This is a genomic window from Rubinisphaera margarita (assembly GCF_022267515.1).
Classification (GTDB): Bacteria; Planctomycetota; Planctomycetia; order Planctomycetales; family Planctomycetaceae; genus Rubinisphaera; species Rubinisphaera margarita.
The window spans coordinates 1-17,788 of sequence record NZ_JAKFGB010000005.1; the positions used below are offsets into that span (position 1 = coordinate 1).

The following is a 17,788-nucleotide window of genomic DNA, read 5'->3' on the forward strand; positions in this document are numbered from 1 at the left end:
AGCAACAGGAGGCCTGTCTTCAAATGTCGTCTGTTCCAGCGCCTCCAAACCCAAACGGAGTGGCCCTGATAGCCGTGCGATCAGGACGATAGGCGCGTGCGTTCTAAGAAGAGAAACGCCCAATCCCATTCTCCCACGGCTGCGCCGCCCCGAAAGAATCTTTCGGGGCCACCCCTGTGGGTGAGCACTTCGACGAAGCTTGGAGCGGTCCACTGTGGCGCCCTGGCTCATGGGAAGCGAATTCCGCCGTCACAGTCTTGCTCAACAGACAGGAATCAGGAGAAGAAGCGTTTGGCAGATCTATTCACTGGACCGAAAACAGGGTGGCCGTGATAGCTCCGCTATCAGGGCGGCGAAGCCGTAGGAGAACGCCTCTGCCGCTTGCCTCGAAGTGAACCGCTCTATGGGTTCTAAGGGGGCGATGTGTTTCAGCAACAAACATCCAATCCCATTCTCCCACGGCTGCGCCGCCCCGAAAGAATCTTTCGGGGCCACCCCTGTGGGTGAGCACTTCGACGAAGATTGGAGCGGTCCACTGTAGCGCCCGGGTTCAAGGGGAGCGAATTCCGCCGCCACGGTCTTTCTCCACAGACAGGAATGTCTGTGCCACTGGCTGAGGGTGACGGCGGGCTTTGGTGTCGCTCCCAGACTATTTCTTCTGGTCTTTCTTCTCAGCCTCGGCCTTGGGTTCTTCCTTCTTGGGGGCCTCTTTCTTGGGCTCCTCCTTGGGCGGCTCAGGCTTCTTGGCTTCTTCTTTTTTCGGTTCTTCCTTTTTGGCTTCCGGCTTCTTCTCCGGTTCTTTCTTCTCTTCCGGTTTCTTCTCCGGTTCCGGCGGGGTGATCGACAAACCGGCGATCACTTCGACCTCCGGCAGCGACTTCTTCAGTTCGGCGATGCCCGCTTCGGTCACGCCTGTCTGCCAGACGTAAAGTTTCTTCAGCTTCGGAAGACTGGCGAGCTGTTTGATCCCGGCGTCGGTGACCTTGGTGTCGTAGAAGTTGAGATACTCAAGATTCTTCAGCCCGGTCAGATGTTTCAGGCCGGCATCGCCGATCTGAGTCTTCTCCAGATGGAGGCGGACCAGAGTGTCGAGTGTGGAAAGATGCTTGAGGCCTTCGTCGGTGATTTTCGTGCCGCGAAGGTTGAGCGAATAGACGTTCTGTACATCCTTGAGTGGAGCCAGGCTGGCGTCGGTGACATCGCCGCTGGCGAGATGGTAGGAGACTTCGAGCCGTTCGTCGTTCTGGGCCAGCTTCTGCACGCGGCCCCCCTGTTTCTCGACGGCGTCGACCTGGCTGAAAGCGGTAGCGGCACAGAACAACAGCAAAATACAGGCGGTAGCGAACTCTCGAAGCATGTCTGACTCCCTGTCTGTTTCAAGATGACCCAGAACCCATCATAACCCGTTGATGTCAGCTGGTACGATAGAAAACGGTTCCCGAAATGCAAGTCCCGTCGGATTTCGATCGGGCAGGCGGGCACCGTTTGGTTTCGGAGCCGTCGCGGATTACAATCGAATCACGCCAATAACTCTAACGAAGAGTTCACTGACAATATCACGGGAGGAGAGACTGATGTCCGATTTGAACAGCAAGTACGATGCAGCCCAGAAACTCAAAGACGAAGGCGATCTGCAGGGAGCCGTGGCTCTGCTGCAGGAGGTCATCGCTGAAGATCCGAACTTCGTGCTGGCTCACACCGCTCTGGCCGTGCATCTCCAGAAGCTCGGCAACAATGACCAGGCTCTGGCACACGCCCGGAAAGTTGTCGAACTGGAGCCGGACGATCCGTTCTCACATGCTCAGCTGTCGGTGATCGCTCAGCGTTGCGGTCGCATCAACGATGCAGAAGATGCTCTGGCCCGCTCCAACGACATGGGAGCAGGCGGCTGCGGCTCGCACTGATTTCGCAGTCCGTTCTGGGACTGGGCCACGGTCGTAACGTTGGCATCCTGCCAATAATGGCGGCCCGATTGTTGACAATATGAGGTAGCACATCGATCAAGGATCGAGCACCACTCGTATTGGAAGTTACGGCCTGCGAAGCACGCCACACGCATTTCCCTCTCACCCAAACCCTCTCCGCCCAGGGGGGTGAGGGGACTTGACGGGGGGCTGGAACACTGAATCCGTCGAAACCATTCCGATGCAACTGACTCCACTGCTGCGCCTGCTTCGCTTCCCCGCACTCTTCACGACCTTTCCGGATGTGCTGGCGGGCTACGCGATTGTGCGGCAGGGGCAGATCGACGGGCTCGAACTGACGGCTCTGCTCGTTTCTTCCGGGTTGCTGTATCTCTCGGGCATGGTCTTCAACGATGTCTTCGATGTCGCTCAGGACACCGAAGAGCGTCCGACCCGGCCGATTCCTGCGGGAGAGATCAGTCGACGCACAGCCGCGATGCTGGGCGGCGGGTTGATGCTCGGCGGAATGATCGCAGCGGCGTTCGTGTCGCTACTCGCGGTGATCGTCGCCGTTTTACTCGCCTCGATGATCCTGGCCTATGACGCCGGTGGGAAGAAGACGCCAGCCGGCCCCGTGCTGATGGGGCTCTGTCGCGGGTTGAATGTGTTGTTGGGAGCGGCGTGTCTGGAGAGTTTCCAGTCATGGACTGCTCATCCCGCGTTGATCGTCGCCGGAATCATGGCGTTCTACGTGTGTGGAATCACGCTGTTCGCCCGCACGGAAGCAAAAGAGTCGGGACGCGGGCCGCTGATCGCCGGCTGGGTGCTTTGCCTGGCGGCTCTGTTTGGCTGGGGAATCGTCGCCGCAACCTGGGCGACGGGGCCAGCCGTGCGAATCACGCTGCTGATGCTGATCCTCATCGGCTTCCAGATTTCCCGCCGCATGTCGATGGCCCTGCGAACCCGTCAGCCTCAACACGTGCAGCAGGCGATTCGAGTCTTGCTGCTGACCATTCCGATGCTCGAAGCGATCGTCATCATCGCGCACGGCGGACCGGATTCCCTGCCGCTGGCAATTGCGGCTGCCCTGATGATGATCCCGGGGCAGATCCTCTCGAAGTTCATCCCGATGACCTGATGGGGTCGGGTGCGATGCCCACGCTCGGGCGGGCATGCTTCACATGGACGTCGCGGCCTCAGGAAGCTTCGCGGAATTTCAGCGACGGCTTTTCGATCGTGACGATCGTATTCGGCGGAATGCTCTTCATCAGCGAGACGCTGGCTCCGATGACGGAATTGGAACCGATCACCGTGTCTCCGCCCAAGATCGTCGCGTTGGCGTAGATCACGACGCCTTCTCCAATCGTCGGATGGCGCTTGGAGCCACGGATGATGTTGCCCTCACTGTCCTTGGGGAAACTGAGTGCTCCCAGCGTGACGCCTTGATAGATCTTCACGTACGGATGGATCTCACAGGTTTCACCGATCACCACACCTGTACCATGATCGATGAAGAACGAATGACCGATCTGGGCTCCCGGGTGGATATCAATCCCGGTGCGGGAGTGCGAGCGTTCCGACATCATTCGAGGAATGAACGGCACTTTCCGCCGGTAGAGTTCGTGAGCGAGTCGATGGATGGTGATCGCTTCGAGACCCGGATAGGAAAAGATGATCTCATCGAGATTCATAGCCGCCGGGTCGCCATCGAACGCCGCCTGCACATCCTTGGAAAGGATCGACCGCAGTTCCGGAATGCACTTCAGAAAGTCGAGCGTGATTTCCTGAGCCTCGGCTTCAAAATCCCGCTCGACGATGGCGTTGCAGACCGCATCGGTGCGTGTGGTGAAGTCGTGCCGAAGAGCCCGGGCGATCTGTTCGGTCAGCATGTCGTGAAGGCTGTCGACCAGATCTCCGACGTAATACGTTACATTGCCGAAGTGGAGATTCTGTCGACGGCGGTATCCCGGAAACAGGATTTCGGACAGGTCTTCGAGCAGCTTGGAAATCTCGTTGTAGCTGGGCAGGGGACAATGGCCGAGGTGATTGATTGTCCCGATCTCATGGTAGCTGTTGACGATCTGCCCGGTGATTTCCGGCAGAATTTCCTTGCGACGAAAGTCGGTAGCCATGACCAGCCTCTGGAAAGGGGTCGAGTTATCAGAGATCCCACAATGCAGTTAACGCAAGTTATCGGCAGTGTGCAAAACAACGCTGCATGCGCAGATCCATTCTTACGTCCTGCGGGGATCTGTGAACCAGAATACTCGGCAAAAGTTCGCTGTCTTATCTTTTCTTCCCCGATTGAAGAAGAATTCTGGCAAATTGAAACGATCTGAGGCATCTCCCTGCAGAAGATGCCGGAACATTCCGGTTCCGCTGGTCTTCCATGAATTTCGCCCGATTCGAACCGCCATCGTCGCCGATACACAGTAGGGACGGACCATCTCTTCCTGCCGTCAGGCCGGGTCGACTCCTGAGCGGAACCAGTGACCATGCAAGAAACTCGTGCTGAATCCGCTCCCGGTCAGGGAGTCCCTGATGCGGCTGCACCAGTCGCCGACTGGGAGCACTATCTGCAGCGTCATCTCGACACGCCGTCGGGGTGCAAAGTTCGCCAGACGCGAATCCGTCAGACTCCGCAGGGAAGAGAACAGGCGTATCTCAAGCGGCTGGCCAAAACCGCTCGCACGAGCTTCGAGAAAACGGCGGTGTCTTTACATTCGCACCGCCTGCAGAGACATGCTCTTGACCTGATTCAACTTCGGCGTCGACTGATTCCCGATGGATCCCCGGCCTGGCAGCGGATCGAAGTCTTTCTGGCAGTCGCCCAAGTGCACCAGGCTCTGGAACTGCTGCTCGACGAGATCGATGGTCTGCTGGGATTGCATCAGCAGATCCAGCGACTGATGACCGACACTGACGTGTTTCTCACGACTCTGGCCGCCGGGAAACCGTGCGACATCTTTCGATTGCGCACGATTCTGCAGGCGATTCGCCACGCGGCTGCCGATGCCACGGTTCAAACCCGTAACTGGCTGACGACATGCAGTCTATTCGCCGAGCTGGAAACGGCGAAGATGCTGCCCGTGCGACGTCTCCCGCTCGCCAGTGCTCTGCAGTCGACCTATCTGTGCGCCCGACTGATTCGACGGAATGGCTGGGGGCTAAACGAAGAGCAGATTCTTGCAGCCGCATTGCTGAAGGATGTCGCTTTCTGGCATCCGAAGCTTTCCGAGATCATTTCGAGGCGGGGACATCATTCCGAATGGTCGGCTGCAATGGTCGCATCGCTGAATGAGATTGCACCGGGAACGATTCGTATGGTGCGGCAGCATCACGAGTGTGTCGATGGCACAGGAATTCCCTTCGGCGTAGCCGCCGAAGAGCTTCATCGCAGTGACCGTCTGCTCTCGTTGATCACACGGTGGACCGAGTTGTATCAGCACGAGATGAAGATGCGTGAAGGTTACAGTCTGGAAGCTGACTGGCAGGATGATCTGAGGACGTGCAACGAGGTCATGGAGACAGAAACGGCGGAACATCGCTGGGACGCCGCCTGGTTCCAATGCCTGCAGCAGGAGTTCGGGATCCGGCCTCCGCAGGAAATCGCCTCACCTGAAGAGGGCGGACGTCAGCTGAACGACTGGAAAGTTCCCCGTCCCAACTTTCTCAAACGACGATTCCCGATCCTGGGAGACAAAGTCGCCGTCCACGCCGCTGTTCGCTCGAAGTCGAAAGAACGCTGAGTCTCGCCCGCTCGCTGATGTTCTTTCTGTAGATTCCCAGTGTGCTGGAACACCTCTTGGCCCCAGGCATAGGTGGCCCCGAAAGACAAGCGGAAGACTGCACCTTGAGGCTCGAGGCAGATGCGTTCTCCTACGGCTTCGCCGCCGCCCTTGGGAAAATGGGCACGACTGATTGCTGTCTGTGCGTCATTCGGGAGCGACGGGATCGTTTCCGCAATCTCCGCTGCTTGCAGGATCACAAAACGGCTTGGTTGAGCCCGACTGCTTTCCGTGAGATAATCCCCCCTCAATGCACACCACCAGAGGGAGGAAGGCGATGTCGAAACGATTCGGAGTCATTCTGCCGGCAGCCGGAAAGAGCAGTCGGTTTTCGCATCAACAGAGAAAGAAGCCATTTGTCGACCTGAAAGGCCGGGCGATCTGGCTGCGGGCCGCTGAACATTTCGTCAATCGCGAAGACGTGGCCAAAACGGTCATCGTGATCGCCCCGGAGGATCGCGAGTACTTCACGACGAAGTTCCAGCCGAATCTCGCCTTTATGGATATTGAAGTCGTCGACGGAGGAGCCGAGCGTGTCGATTCAGTGGAACGTGGCATTGCGGCCATGCCCGACGATATCGAGTACATCGCCGTCCACGATGCGGCTCGTCCCCTGCTGACCAAGAAATGGGTCGATCGCGTTTTCCAGGCGGCTGTTGAATCGGACGCGGCCATTCTCGGGATTCCGGTCACGAGTACCCTGAAGCGGGTCGCTGATTCGATGATTCAGGAAACGGTCTCGCGGGAAGCCCTCTGGCAGGCGCAGACGCCACAGGTGTTCAAAGCGGAAGTGCTTCGCAACGCTTATAAGGTTCGCGGGAAATTTGTGCCGACCGATGAAGCCCAGCTGGTGGAGAAGGCGGGGGTCCCGGTGAAGATCGTCGAAGGGTCGGCGATGAATCTGAAGGTCACGACGCAGGATGACTTCCGCATGGCGCAGGCCCTTGTGGATCATCTGCCCAAGGAATCGCTGCCACGGACGCTGCACCCGTTCAGCGACGAGCCAAGCGGATTATTCTGAGCCCCCCGGAAATAAAGTTTCAGTGAACGGTTCAGGCGGCAGTTGCAAGCTTCCCCGCAACGTTCATAATAAGACAGGCAACAACGACCCGATCACCGAAAGAGACTCGCCCTTCGATTGTCGATGGAGTGTCCGAGCTCGCGGAAATCAAAGGAGGGCACCATGGACCGAGATCAGATCAAGCACTGTATACCGCATCGCGAACCGTTCCTGTGGATCGACGAAGTTCTCGAGATTGAGAAGAACAAGATTCACGCAACGAAGTACATCGATCCCGATTTGCCGGTCTTTCAGGGGCATTATCCGGACTTCCCGATTCTCCCCGGCGTTCTACAATGTGAAATGGCCCTGCAGGCCGGAGCGATTCTGATTTCCCGCCAGCATGCTCTCGAAGCCGATAAAGTGCCGGTGGCGACGCGAATGAACGACGTCAAATTCCGTCACATGGTTCGTCCTGGGGACACGGCGAACGTGTACGTCGAGATTACCGAGCGGCTGGGCGACGCGTTCTTTATGACGGGCAAAATCGTCGTCGATGGCCAGACCACAACACGGCTGGAGTTCGCTGCCACCGCGACCGATTCGCCCAGCTAGTGTGTCCACGAGGATGGCACTGAGATTTATCTTGGTGTTGCCACGCAAGCGCAGGCCTGTCTTCAGCGTACGTTTGAGGAATGGCATTGAGTAGTGCGCACTAAGAGTGTCGCAGCTCTCCCTACGCTTTGGGTTGGGACTCCCTGGCAGGGTTGGACAGGCGCAATCGTATCTCCGCATGGTACGGACATTTGCTGGGATAACCCTGACGGCCAGCCTACATCCTGAGGCAAAAAGCTGTCTGCAGACGACGACACGAAAAAAGCCCGCGCGGAATCACGCGGGCTTTTTTTGCGTTTCAATCGGAGAGCGACTCAGCTCTTGGCCAGTTCGCGGAGCACCTTGTGCAGAATGCCGCCGTGGCGGTAGTACTGCACTTCGATCGGTGTATCGATGCGGCACGTCGTCACGAAGTGGACTTCGTCGCCGTTGGCTTTGCGGGCGGTCACTTCCACAGCCTGCATCGGCTTCAGTTCGTCATCAAGAGCGATGTGGAACGTTTCCGTACCATCGAGGTCGAGTGACTGATAGTCTTCGCCCTCCCGGAACTGCAGTGGCAGAACACCCATACCGACCAGGTTCGAGCGATGAATTCGTTCGTACGACTTGGCGATGACGGCTTCGACGCCGAGGAGATAGGTTCCCTTGGCGGCCCAGTCGCGGGACGATCCGGTTCCGTACTCGGCTCCCGCGATGACCACCAGCGGGATGCCGGCTTCCTGATACTTCATGGATGCATCGAAAATCGATGTCTGCTCGCCGGTCGGATGATAGACCGTCACGCTTCCTTCGGTTCCGGGAGCCAGTCGGTTCTGCAGTCGAATATTGGCGAAGGTGCCGCGGGTCATCACGCGGTCGTTGCCGCGGCGGGAACCGTAGCTGTTGAAGTCATCAATCTGCACCCCATTTTCCTGCAGGTAGAGACCAGCAGGGGCGGTCGGCTTGATGGCTCCGGCCGGGCTGATGTGGTCGGTTGTGACCGAATCACCCAGCAGAACCAGACAGCGGGCCTCTTCGATCGATTTGATCGGACGGGGCTCGTCCGGCATATCGACGAAGAACGGAGGTTCCTGAACGTAGGTGCTGTTCGGATCCCATTCGTAGAGATCCCCTTCAGCTCCCGAGATCTGCTGCCACTGTTCGGGGCCGTCGGTCGCCTTGGAGTACTGATTGACGAACAACTCCGGCGACATGCTGCCGGCGATCGCGTCGAGAATTTCCTGGCGAGTCGGCCAGATGTCTTTCAGATAAACCGCGTTGCCTTCCTTGTCCTGGCCGAGAGGCTCGTTGACCAAGTCGATATCGGTCGTGCCGGCCAGAGCATAAGCAACCACGAGCGGCGGACTGGCCAGGTAGTTGGCTTTCACCTGCTGGTTGATGCGGCCTTCGAAGTTGCGGTTTCCGGAGAGAACCGAGCTCACCACCAGATCACCTTCGCTGACGGCGGCGGAGACTTCCGGGGGAAGCGGACCACTGTTGCCGATGCAGGTCGTGCAGCCGTAACCGACGGTGTAGAAGCCGATCTGCTCCAGGTAAGTCAGCAGGTTGGCCCGTTCCAGATAATCGGTCACGACGCGGGATCCCGGTGCCAGAGAGGTCTTCACCCACGGCTTGCGGTTCAGGCCTTTCTCGGCGGCTTTCTTGGCCACAAGTCCGGCAGCCATGAGCACTGACGGGTTACTCGTGTTTGTACAACTGGTGATCGCAGCGATAACAACCGCACCGTCGGTAACGGGAGCGGTTTCGCCCTCGAACTTCACCTCGACTTCGGGCGACTCGCCTTCCCGTTTGAAGGTGGTCTTAAGATCGCTCTCCCAGGACGACTTCATGTCTCGCAGCAGGATCCGATCCTGAGGCCGCTTCGGTCCGGCCAGGGACGGTTCGACGGTGCTCAAATCGAGTTCGAGAGCCGAGGTGAATTCCGGTTCCGTTCCGCCGGAAACGTAGAACATTCCCTGAGCCTTGTAGTAGGTCTCAACGAGTTCGATCTCTTCTCTGGTGCGGCCGGTTCGCTCAAGATAACGCAGAGTTTCCGCATCAACCGGGAAGAAGCCACAGGTCGCTCCGTACTCGGGAGCCATGTTGGCCAGCGTGGCCCGGTCGGGCAGGGACATCGAATCGAGGCCGGGGCCGTAGTATTCCACGAACTTGCCGACAACGCCGTGCTTTCGAAGCATCTGCGTGACGGTAAGCACCAGGTCGGTCGCGGTGGCGCCTTCCGGCAGTTCGCCGGTCAGCTTGAAGCCGACGACTTCCGGCATCAGCATGTAAATCGGCTGGCCGAGCATGACGGCTTCGGCTTCGATGCCGCCGACGCCCCATCCAAGTACGCCGAGGCCGTTGATCATCGTTGTGTGCGAGTCGGTTCCGACCAGGGAGTCGGGAGAGAGCACGCCATCCTTCTGCAGGACGACTTTGGCCAGATACTCCAGGTTCACCTGATGGACGATCCCGGTGGCGGGAGGAATTACGCGGAAGTTGTCGAAGGCCTGCTGACCCCAGCGGAGGAACTGGTAACGCTCGGCATTTCGTTCGAACTCGATCTCGAGGTTCTGATCGACGGCCATGCGGTTGGCGAACGCATCGACCTGCACCGAGTGATCGATGACGAGATCGCAGGGAACCAGCGGATTGATCTTTCTGGGATCTCCACCCATTCGCACCATGGCGGAACGAAGAGCCGCCAGATCGACGATGGCGGGAACGCCCGTGAAGTCCTGCAGGACGACGCGGCCCGGATGGAAGGGGATCTCGACCTGCTCGACATTCTTCGCGTTCCATCCGGCCAGGTTCTTCACGTCCTGATCGCGAACGACAAAGTCATCCCAGTTTCGCAGGCAGGATTCGAGCAGAACGCGGATCGAATACGGCAGGCGCGACGTGTCTCCGAGGCCTTGCTCGCTCAGCTTCTGGATGTTGTAAAACTGAAATTCGCCGGCCGATGTCTTCAGGCTTTCTTTGGCGTTGAACGGATTTCCGCTAGTCATGCTCCACTCCCAGTCCGATCCCGAACGTTCGTCCGCGATCTGCGTTTGTTGTACTGCTCTTGAGTTAGAAAGCGTACTTGATGCAACGGCGATGTTAAAGGGTTCCCCCGGTCCACAGATCGCATTTTCGAAGGGGACGAATCTGGCGAGAAGCAGGGGCGACATCGACTTATCATCAACCGTCGATGCGACTTAGGGATCAACCTCTCCCGATGAATGGGCCCGGATTGCGACGTTCTGACGCATTCATCGCTCGAATTGAGTCGGGGAATAGCGCAACGTACAGCGGTCATCCGCGAGATTCCGGTGAAGACTGTTAAGGTTTGATGAACAGTCGTAACTGGCACTGTTGTTCGAGTTCTTCAGTCGCGACAATCCTTCCAGCAAGAGGCCTCGACCGCACGCACGCTGTCGGACTTGTGGGAACGAATTGAAATCAAGCGACTGTGCTCGTCGTCCAGAAGGCGACTGGAGCAAACGGAACAAAAATGGCAACTGATGCCCCTGTCAGGGTGGAGAACGAATTCATGGCTGCGAAAGCGGCTGATATTGTTGGTCAGTTGATCGCCGGCGGGCGCTATGAAATTCAGTCCCATGTGGGGACCGGAAGCATGGGCCACGTCTACCAGGCGTACGACCATCGGCTCGGCACGTCGGTCTGTGTGAAGATCCCGACGATTTCTCGTCTGGCCGATCCGGATTTCGCCCGCCGGTTTGAATTGGAGTCGCGGTTCCTGGTGCGTCTGGCGCATCCGCAGATCGTCAATATCATCGACGTTGGCATTGAGAACGAGACGCCGTATATCGTCATGCAGTTCATCAGTGGCGGCACGCTGCTGACCCAGATGCAGGATGGAAACGGCAACCTCACGCCACGTCCGCTCAAAGATCTCAAGCACTGGTTGCCGAGCGTCGCCAAGGCTCTCGATTTCATGCACTCCCAGGGGTGCATTCATCGCGATGTGAAACCAGCCAATATTCTCTTCGACGATCACAACAACGCCTATCTGAGCGATTTCGGACTCTCGAAGCTGCTCATGGAAGATGAAACACAGGAAGACAACCGGATGACGGCTAAGGGAGCCGTGGTCGGAACGCCGAATTATGTCGCGCCGGAAATCGTCCTCGGCCGTGAGTACGATGGCAAAGCGGACCAGTACTCTCTGGCCATCACCGTATACGAGTTCATCACTGCGATGGCGCCGTTCGAAGGTCCTTCGGCCTCTGCGACCATGGTCAATCAGACGACCAAACAGCCGCCGCCGATGATGACTTTCGTACCCAGCCTGGCTCCGCGAGTGAACCAGATTGTCCTGAAGGCGATGTCGAAATCCCCCGACGGCCGGTATCGAAACTGTGAAGAGTTCGCCGACGCTTTGATGACAGCCGTCCTCACAGGCAACCTGGCGGCTGCGAATTCGACCCGATCTCAGTCGGGCATCAGTTCGGTTTCCGGAAGCGGCTCGACCGATATCGGACGGTCCCCCCGGTTCATCGTGACAAAAACGTCCCGGGCTGTTTCGCCGGGAAAAATTCCGTGCCCAAAGTGTGAGAAGAAGCTGCTCGTCACGTCGGCGTTCGCCGGCCAGCTGGCAACCTGTTCCGGCTGCAGCGGCCGTGTCCGGATCTCCAACGATATCCAGGAACTGGCGCTGCTGGAAGAAAACCCGAATTACAACGCCAGTCTGCATCGAGGCGGCGAGAGCGATCAGTTCAAGACCGTCCTCAAGACTGAAGTCTTCGGATTAAAACTCTCCGAACGCCAGGCCAACTGGTTCGTTGGGGGCACGCTGCTGGCGATCATGTTCGGTGCGATTATTTTCGGCATTCGTCTGAATCAGGAGTCGATGTCAGATCAGACGTTGAGGGAAACGCGCACGATCAGTCGCGAGAAGGACATGAGCGCCCGGATTGCCCGGATCCCTATCAAAGCGGCCTACACTCCGGCTCCGGCAGAGAATGACTGGATTAAGCGACAGGTGTCGAACTTCAGCAATCTGGTCTCCGTCAACGCGGACATCCAGCTGACATCAAATGCAGAGGGCGGGGAAACAGCGTTGAATCTCGCTGCGGAACTCATTGAGATCGACCCGCACTCGCTCAACACACTGCTCTCGACGCGAACGACCCTCGAATTCGAACGTCTCAAGCAGCAGTGGCGGGACAATGACAGCACCGAGGGGCAGCTCTTCGAACGCGAAGAGACCATCTATACCACGCCGTTCGTCTGCCTGATGTGGCAGGACCGTTATTTTGAGTTCACTCAGAGATACGGTCAGCTGAATCTTGAGACGGTCGTTCGTGCCGCCGTTGACGATGCCGACTGGGGGACTCTGGCCGACAAGCCGGACTGGGGACTGTTTCGTTTCGCCACGCCGCCGCTCGACGATCCCGAGTTCGGCGATCTGATGTTGATCACAGCCTGCCACCAGATTCTCAAGACCGATCAGGCGCTTAAGTCCGAAGATCTGATGAACGAGAAGGTTCGCGATTTTCTGAAGAAGGTGGACCGTCTGCCGGTTCGGAATCGCACCGAAGGCTCGGTGATGGATGCAATGATTGATGCGGCCGTGCAGTCGGGGCCTGACTACGCCGATGTGTTGATCATGACCGAACAGGCGGCTCTGAAGGCTATTCCGCAGCTGGAAGAAAAGTGGAAACAGTTCGTCCAGGTCGTTTATCTCACGCCCGCTCCGAATATGTCCCGGTCGATTGGGATTACTTCCGTGGCGACCGATGCCCAGGCCGACGGAGCCTCCACGTTTCTTGATTACCTGCTCAACTCGGAATCGATGCGGCAACTGGCCGGTGAAGGGCTTCGGCCGGCATCAGCGGCTGTCTCTCCCTTCGAAAGTCAGGTCTTCTCTCGCTACCGCCTGCGGGGTGTCAGAGAAAATGCACCGGGAGCGGTCCCGCTTCCCGGGCCGGAAGTTGTCGACACCCTGAGGGAAACCTTCGAGCGAATCCGGCTCCAGTAGACGCAGCGTGCTGGCCGGCTTTGGTCCGCATGCGGGTGAACCGTGGGCATATCCCGCGGAGGAGCGACTCTTCGCCTGAGTCGCCGCATCTGATGCGAAAACAACGGTCACACCTGTCAGACAACCGCCCTAGAAGTTCAGCTCCCACTCTCGTCGAACCGTTTGCAGTCCTTCCGTGCAGACGTCGTAGAGTTCGCTCAGCCGCCGGAGGATGGGAGCCTCTTCTTCGTAAGGCTCCTGTTCGAAGGTGCTGGCGATGTAATACGATCGCTTTCCCTGCTCGCGATAGTCGATGAGACTGTCCTTGCGGTCCCAGCTCTTGAGAACTTTGAGTCCTTCCGGATACAGCCCCGTCCAGAAAAGGGTGAAATCGCCAATGTGGCGATGAATCTCGCGGCGGGGGCGGTCGGCACATTGCTCCGCTTCGGCCAGCATTCCCGCGACTTCTTCGAGGCGATGACCTCGGAGATCGCGGATTTTGAAGATCGATTCGTGGCGGACGAATCGCAGCAGCAGGGTGGTCAGATAATCGACCAGACCAGGGTCTGGCACACCCATTTCGGCATGCAGAGTGTTTTCAAGCAGCCCCGCGAATAGATTTCGCAGCTGGTCTTCACCGGAAAGGATTCGAACCATGGTCGCATTCCTCCGTTTGGTGTCGGGTGAATGGATAGGAGAATCGTCGGCTGGTTCGGTGAATGATCGGCCGTTGTCGTTGTCAGAGCCGTCCGATGAAAACCATCGCTCATCGTCCGGGTCTGAGGTTCCACGCGCGGTCATTTTCAATCACACCGCAGTCGCTGACATCTCGTGAATTTCATTCTAGGTTGGGGGTACAGTTCGGGTCAATTTGTGATTTTCCGGGCTTTTCACGTTGTAAATGATTCCCTACGATGTTGCCCGACTGAACGTCCTGCATGCAAAACAACTGCCCCACCACTCTTTGGATCTGACGTCAGTCAAGTCGTAACAGATGACCAAGAAACACGTTACGACGCATTATGTCGGCTTCTGGATAGAACGGGGCAGAGAGGGACAGCGTGGGCTGTCCTGTGACAGTTTCCATTTCACAAAGTGAGCAAATTTCGATGACTGAGCAGAAAGCAACGAACGTTACCTGGCACGACCACACCGTGAGTAAGGCCGAGCGGCAGAAGCTGATGGGCCACAAGAGCGCTGTGCTGTGGTTCACCGGCCTGAGCGGAGCCGGAAAAAGCACCGTGGCCAACACCGTCGATCACCTGCTGCACTCCAAGGGCATTCACACCTACGTCCTGGACGGCGATAACGTCCGCATGGGCCTGAACAAGAACCTCGGCTTCTCGGCTGAAGATCGTGCCGAGAACATTCGCCGCATCGGCGAAGTGGCCAAGCTGTTCTGCCACTCCGGCGTCTTCGTGCTGACCGCCTTCATCTCTCCGTACCGCGCTGACCGCGACAAGGCTCGTGAGATTCTCGATCAGGGCGAATTCATCGAAGTTTACGTCAACGCTTCGCTCGAAACGTGCGAAGGTCGCGATCCGAAGGGGCTGTACAAGAAGGCCCGCGCTGGCGAGATCAAAGGCTTCACCGGCATCGACGATCCGTACGAAGAACCAGCCAACCCGGAAATCGTTCTCAATTCGGACAATAAGAGCATCGACGAACTCGCTCAGGAAGTCGTCGACTACCTCGAGAAGAACGGCTACCTGTCTGCATAACCTGCGACAACCAGCTATACTCCGAACCCCGCTGATCGATCAGCGGGGTTTTTTCATGGCAGTCGTCAACGCGAGTGAATCGCTCCCATTCACCTGAAATGGGACAACTCACCCAGGGATGACTCAGACGCGTGCGTCTGAGTGGCCCAGCCACAAGAAGCCGGTCACCGACGTCTCTTGTTTACACTGCCTGGCAATCGTTATTAGAGCAGTTTACTTTTGGGTGTAACCGTTCGGTCCGCGAAAGATGCAGCGTTTCAGGCGATTCGACGCTCATTCGCGGACATCCGATAGAGCGATCCGCTCTATCGTTCCGGCGACGGACAGCGTCTTCCTGTGACTTCGTCACCCAGACGTGCACGTCTGGGCCATCCACCTTGGCGGAACGCCAACGAGAGATTCATGACCGTTTTCCCTGTCCCAGAGTCTTCCATCGTCCTGACCCATGACCGCTAACCCACAGCTGCCGACCTGCATTTCTCAATGGCGCGATGAGCAGATCGAATTGCCGACTGGTCCACTCACGTTGACGATCCCCGCCGATCCCGATGCGTTGCTCGACGATCCCGACGTTCTGGAAGAGAGTCGACGGACGGACTATGTCCCGTACTGGGCGTACCTCTGGCCGGCTGCCAGGGAGATGTCGCGTCTGCTGACCAGTCTGGATGAAGCCCCAGCCGAATCGGCTCTCGAACTCGGCTGCGGCAGCGGGCTGATTGGTCTGGCCGCGATCACACGTGGCATTCATATCACCTTCAGTGATTACCGGCAGGAAGCCCTTCAACTCGCCGCCTTCAACGCCCGCCAGAATGGGCTGACCGACTTCGATGTTCTCAACGTCGACTGGTTCAACATCGAAACAGAACGCCGGTTCCCCTGGATCATTGCATCGGATGTCCTGTATGAAGCCCGCTTTCACGAGCCGTTTCTGAACGCAGTCTCCCAACTGCTCGAACCGGGCGGCGAAATCTGGATTGCTGATCCCGGTCGGGCGCTGGTTCTCGAGTTCGTGCGGCTGGCGCAAAGCCGAGGATGGGAGCCGGACGTCTACAACGGCGAGAGGGAACCGCGCTCGTTTCCGGTTATTGGTCAGTTTCAGTTGCTCGTCTTCAAGCCGACTGCTTAGCATCTGGGAAGCGCAGCAGACCCTCAACGATGCAAATCAGTCGAAAGGTGCGGACGTGCAGAACAGAATTCAACGGCAGTGGATGACCATCAACGAGTCTCTCTTTCGCAGAATGGTCTTCATCGCTGTTCTGTGCCAGTGGAGCTCGGGAATCGCTTTCGCTCAACAGCCAGAATCACTGAAGCCGATTAAGAACGTGATTTTCATCCTCTCTGATGATCATCGCTACGACTTCATGGGGTTCCATCCCAAATCTCCCGCCTGGCTGCAGACACCGAATCTGGATCGCATGGCCAGCGAGGGGATGCATTTTGAGAACGCCTTCGTCACGACTTCGCTCTGCTCGCCGAGTCGCGCTTCCATTTTGACCGGCCAGTACATGCATCGGCATCAGGTCGTCGATAATCAACGGGGCGTGCCGGAAGGAACGACGTTCTACCCGCAGTTGCTGCAAGAACAGGGCATGCAGACGGCCTTTATCGGCAAGTGGCATATGGGGCATGACGATGACAGTCCCCGGCCCGGTTTCGATCACTGGGTCAGCTTCATGGGGCAGGGCCAGTATTTCGATCCCGAACTCAACATCAACGGCAAGCGGCAATCATTCAAAGGGTACAATGCCGACGTCCTGACCGATCAGGCGCTGGAGTGGATGCAGAAGGGCCGCGATGGCAGCAAGCCGTTCTTCATGCACCTGGCATTCAAGGCGGTCCACTATCCGTTTCAGCCGGCCAAACGCTGGGCCGGGAAGTATCACGGCAAGCCGATCGACTATCCCGAAACGAGAGCCCGTACCGAGCGGAACTATCGCACGCAGCCGAACTGGGTGAAGGAACGTCGCTACTCCATTCACGGCATCGATCACATGGAAACCGGCCCGTTCGATAAAGACCCGGTGCCCGATCTGGATGACCTCTACTGGGACTACGCCGAAACCGTCAGCTCCTTGGACGACAACATCGGGCGGGTGTTGAAAGCACTTGAGGAAGCGGGTCTGGCTGAGGAAACACTGGTGCTCTACATGGGCGACAACGGATTTCACCTCGGCGAGCATGGTTTCTACGACAAACGGGATGCCTTTGAGACGTCCGTTCGCGTGCCGCTGCTCGCCTGGTCGCCGGGAAATGTTCCGGCTGGTAAAACTGTTTCGCAGATGATGCTCAATATCGACATCGCTCCGACCGTTCTCGAAACGCTCGGCTACAGCGATGCCATCGACCCCAAACAGTTTGACGGGCAATCGTTCGCTCCGTTTCTGGCGGGAAGCTCAACCGACTGGCGCTCGCATTTCGTTTATGAGTATCACTGGGAATGGAACTTCCCCGCCACGCCGACGCTCTTCGCCATCCGCACCGATCAGCACAAGTACGTCTACTATCACGGAACGTGGGACATCGACAGTTTTCATGAACTGACGACCGACCCGGACGAACGCCACAACCTGATCAACGTCCCCGGCTATCAAGAGCAGATCGAAGCCCTCCGCTCGCAGCTCTTTACCGAACTCGAAGAACGAAATGCTCTGAACGCCCCAGTCCGCCCACCAGCCGGCGAACGACTCGGTCAACGCAAACTGCCCGAGTGATAACTCTCAGAGAAGCAATGAGTCCACCCCAGTAGGGTTCGCTGTGTGGACGCGGAATCGTCGTCGATTGCGTGACCAGTTCGCTTCGCTTCAAGTCGTGTTCCT

General features: G+C 57.8%; 13 protein-coding genes. 9 read left to right on the forward strand and 4 right to left on the reverse strand.

Annotation, left to right across the window (positions count from 1 at the left end; translation table 11 throughout):
* Positions 1-649: 649 nt before the first annotated feature.
* Entirely contained in the window at positions 650-1,357 is a 708-nt protein-coding gene (locus tag L1A08_RS01030) for a hypothetical protein (protein WP_238753241.1), read from the reverse strand.
* A 217-nt stretch (positions 1,358-1,574) separates the two neighbouring features.
* Between L1A08_RS01030 and L1A08_RS01035 the strand changes: the two genes are divergently transcribed.
* Positions 1,575-1,904: a tetratricopeptide repeat protein gene (locus L1A08_RS01035; RefSeq protein ID WP_238753243.1), complete on the forward strand. Its 330-nt coding sequence runs from the start codon at positions 1,575-1,577 to the stop codon at positions 1,902-1,904.
* Positions 1,905-2,145: 241 nt separating this feature from the next.
* Positions 2,146-3,042, forward strand: a complete 897-nt coding sequence (locus L1A08_RS01040) for a UbiA family prenyltransferase (protein ID WP_238753245.1) — start codon at positions 2,146-2,148, stop codon at positions 3,040-3,042.
* Positions 3,043-3,100: 58 nt separating this feature from the next.
* On the opposite strand, the gene epsC is transcribed toward L1A08_RS01040, so the two are convergent.
* A complete protein-coding gene (epsC, locus tag L1A08_RS01045) occupies positions 3,101-4,036 on the reverse strand; it encodes a serine O-acetyltransferase EpsC (RefSeq protein WP_238753247.1) in 936 nt (311 codons plus the stop codon).
* A 363-nt stretch (positions 4,037-4,399) separates the two neighbouring features.
* On the opposite strand from epsC, the gene L1A08_RS01050 reads away from it, so the two are divergent.
* From L1A08_RS01050 to L1A08_RS01060, 3 genes are all read left to right on the forward strand, one after another.
* Positions 4,400-5,653, forward strand: a complete 1,254-nt coding sequence (locus tag L1A08_RS01050) for an HD domain-containing phosphohydrolase (RefSeq protein WP_238753249.1) — start codon at positions 4,400-4,402, stop codon at positions 5,651-5,653.
* Between the two features lie 316 nt (positions 5,654-5,969).
* Entirely contained in the window at positions 5,970-6,713 is a 744-nt protein-coding gene (ispD, locus tag L1A08_RS01055; RefSeq protein WP_238753251.1) for a 2-C-methyl-D-erythritol 4-phosphate cytidylyltransferase, read from the forward strand.
* Between the two features lie 162 nt (positions 6,714-6,875).
* Positions 6,876-7,307 carry a 3-hydroxyacyl-ACP dehydratase FabZ family protein gene (locus L1A08_RS01060; RefSeq protein WP_238753254.1) on the forward strand — a complete coding sequence of 144 codons (432 nt, stop codon included), beginning with the start codon at positions 6,876-6,878 and terminating at the stop codon, positions 7,305-7,307.
* A 314-nt stretch (positions 7,308-7,621) separates the two neighbouring features.
* On the opposite strand, the gene acnA is transcribed toward L1A08_RS01060, so the two are convergent.
* Entirely contained in the window at positions 7,622-10,294 is a 2,673-nt protein-coding gene (gene acnA, locus L1A08_RS01065) for an aconitate hydratase AcnA (RefSeq protein WP_238753256.1), read from the reverse strand.
* Between the two features lie 488 nt (positions 10,295-10,782).
* Here acnA and L1A08_RS01070 point away from each other — a divergent pair, with 488 nt between their 5' ends.
* Complete coding sequence (locus L1A08_RS01070; RefSeq protein WP_238753258.1) at positions 10,783-13,272, forward strand: serine/threonine protein kinase; 2,490 nt, start codon at positions 10,783-10,785, stop codon at positions 13,270-13,272.
* A gap of 129 nt (positions 13,273-13,401) precedes the next feature.
* On the opposite strand, the gene L1A08_RS01075 is transcribed toward L1A08_RS01070, so the two are convergent.
* On the reverse strand, positions 13,402-13,908 hold the full coding sequence (locus tag L1A08_RS01075; protein WP_238753260.1) for a hypothetical protein: 507 nt from the start codon (positions 13,906-13,908) through the stop codon (positions 13,402-13,404).
* A gap of 452 nt (positions 13,909-14,360) precedes the next feature.
* Here L1A08_RS01075 and cysC point away from each other — a divergent pair, with 452 nt between their 5' ends.
* The 3 genes from cysC to L1A08_RS01090 all read left to right on the forward strand — a co-directional run bounded on the left by cysC (position 14,361) and on the right by L1A08_RS01090 (position 17,683).
* On the forward strand, positions 14,361-14,972 hold the full coding sequence (gene cysC, locus L1A08_RS01080; RefSeq protein ID WP_238753262.1) for an adenylyl-sulfate kinase: 612 nt from the start codon (positions 14,361-14,363) through the stop codon (positions 14,970-14,972).
* Positions 14,973-15,417: 445 nt separating this feature from the next.
* Entirely contained in the window at positions 15,418-16,098 is a 681-nt protein-coding gene (locus tag L1A08_RS01085; RefSeq protein ID WP_238753264.1) for a class I SAM-dependent methyltransferase, read from the forward strand.
* A 55-nt stretch (positions 16,099-16,153) separates the two neighbouring features.
* Positions 16,154-17,683, forward strand: a complete 1,530-nt coding sequence (locus tag L1A08_RS01090) for a sulfatase family protein (protein WP_238753266.1) — start codon at positions 16,154-16,156, stop codon at positions 17,681-17,683.
* Positions 17,684-17,788 lie beyond the last annotated feature (105 nt).

Bases quoted from the DNA above. Each gene is read 5' to 3' on its own strand.
- L1A08_RS01030 (WP_238753241.1), bottom strand. From the start codon at position 1,357: ATGCTTCGAGAGTTCGCTACCGCCTGTATTTTGCTGTTGTTCTGTGCC.
- L1A08_RS01035 (WP_238753243.1), top strand. From the start codon at position 1,575: ATGTCCGATTTGAACAGCAAGTACGATGCAGCCCAGAAACTCAAAGAC.
- L1A08_RS01040 (WP_238753245.1), top strand. From the start codon at position 2,146: ATGCAACTGACTCCACTGCTGCGCCTGCTTCGCTTCCCCGCACTCTTC.
- epsC (WP_238753247.1), bottom strand. From the start codon at position 4,036: ATGGCTACCGACTTTCGTCGCAAGGAAATTCTGCCGGAAATCACCGGG.
- L1A08_RS01050 (WP_238753249.1), top strand. From the start codon at position 4,400: ATGCAAGAAACTCGTGCTGAATCCGCTCCCGGTCAGGGAGTCCCTGAT.
- ispD (WP_238753251.1), top strand. From the start codon at position 5,970: ATGTCGAAACGATTCGGAGTCATTCTGCCGGCAGCCGGAAAGAGCAGT.
- L1A08_RS01060 (WP_238753254.1), top strand. From the start codon at position 6,876: ATGGACCGAGATCAGATCAAGCACTGTATACCGCATCGCGAACCGTTC.
- acnA (WP_238753256.1), bottom strand. From the start codon at position 10,294: ATGACTAGCGGAAATCCGTTCAACGCCAAAGAAAGCCTGAAGACATCG.
- L1A08_RS01070 (WP_238753258.1), top strand. From the start codon at position 10,783: ATGGCAACTGATGCCCCTGTCAGGGTGGAGAACGAATTCATGGCTGCG.
- L1A08_RS01075 (WP_238753260.1), bottom strand. From the start codon at position 13,908: ATGGTTCGAATCCTTTCCGGTGAAGACCAGCTGCGAAATCTATTCGCG.
- cysC (WP_238753262.1), top strand. From the start codon at position 14,361: ATGACTGAGCAGAAAGCAACGAACGTTACCTGGCACGACCACACCGTG.
- L1A08_RS01085 (WP_238753264.1), top strand. From the start codon at position 15,418: ATGACCGCTAACCCACAGCTGCCGACCTGCATTTCTCAATGGCGCGAT.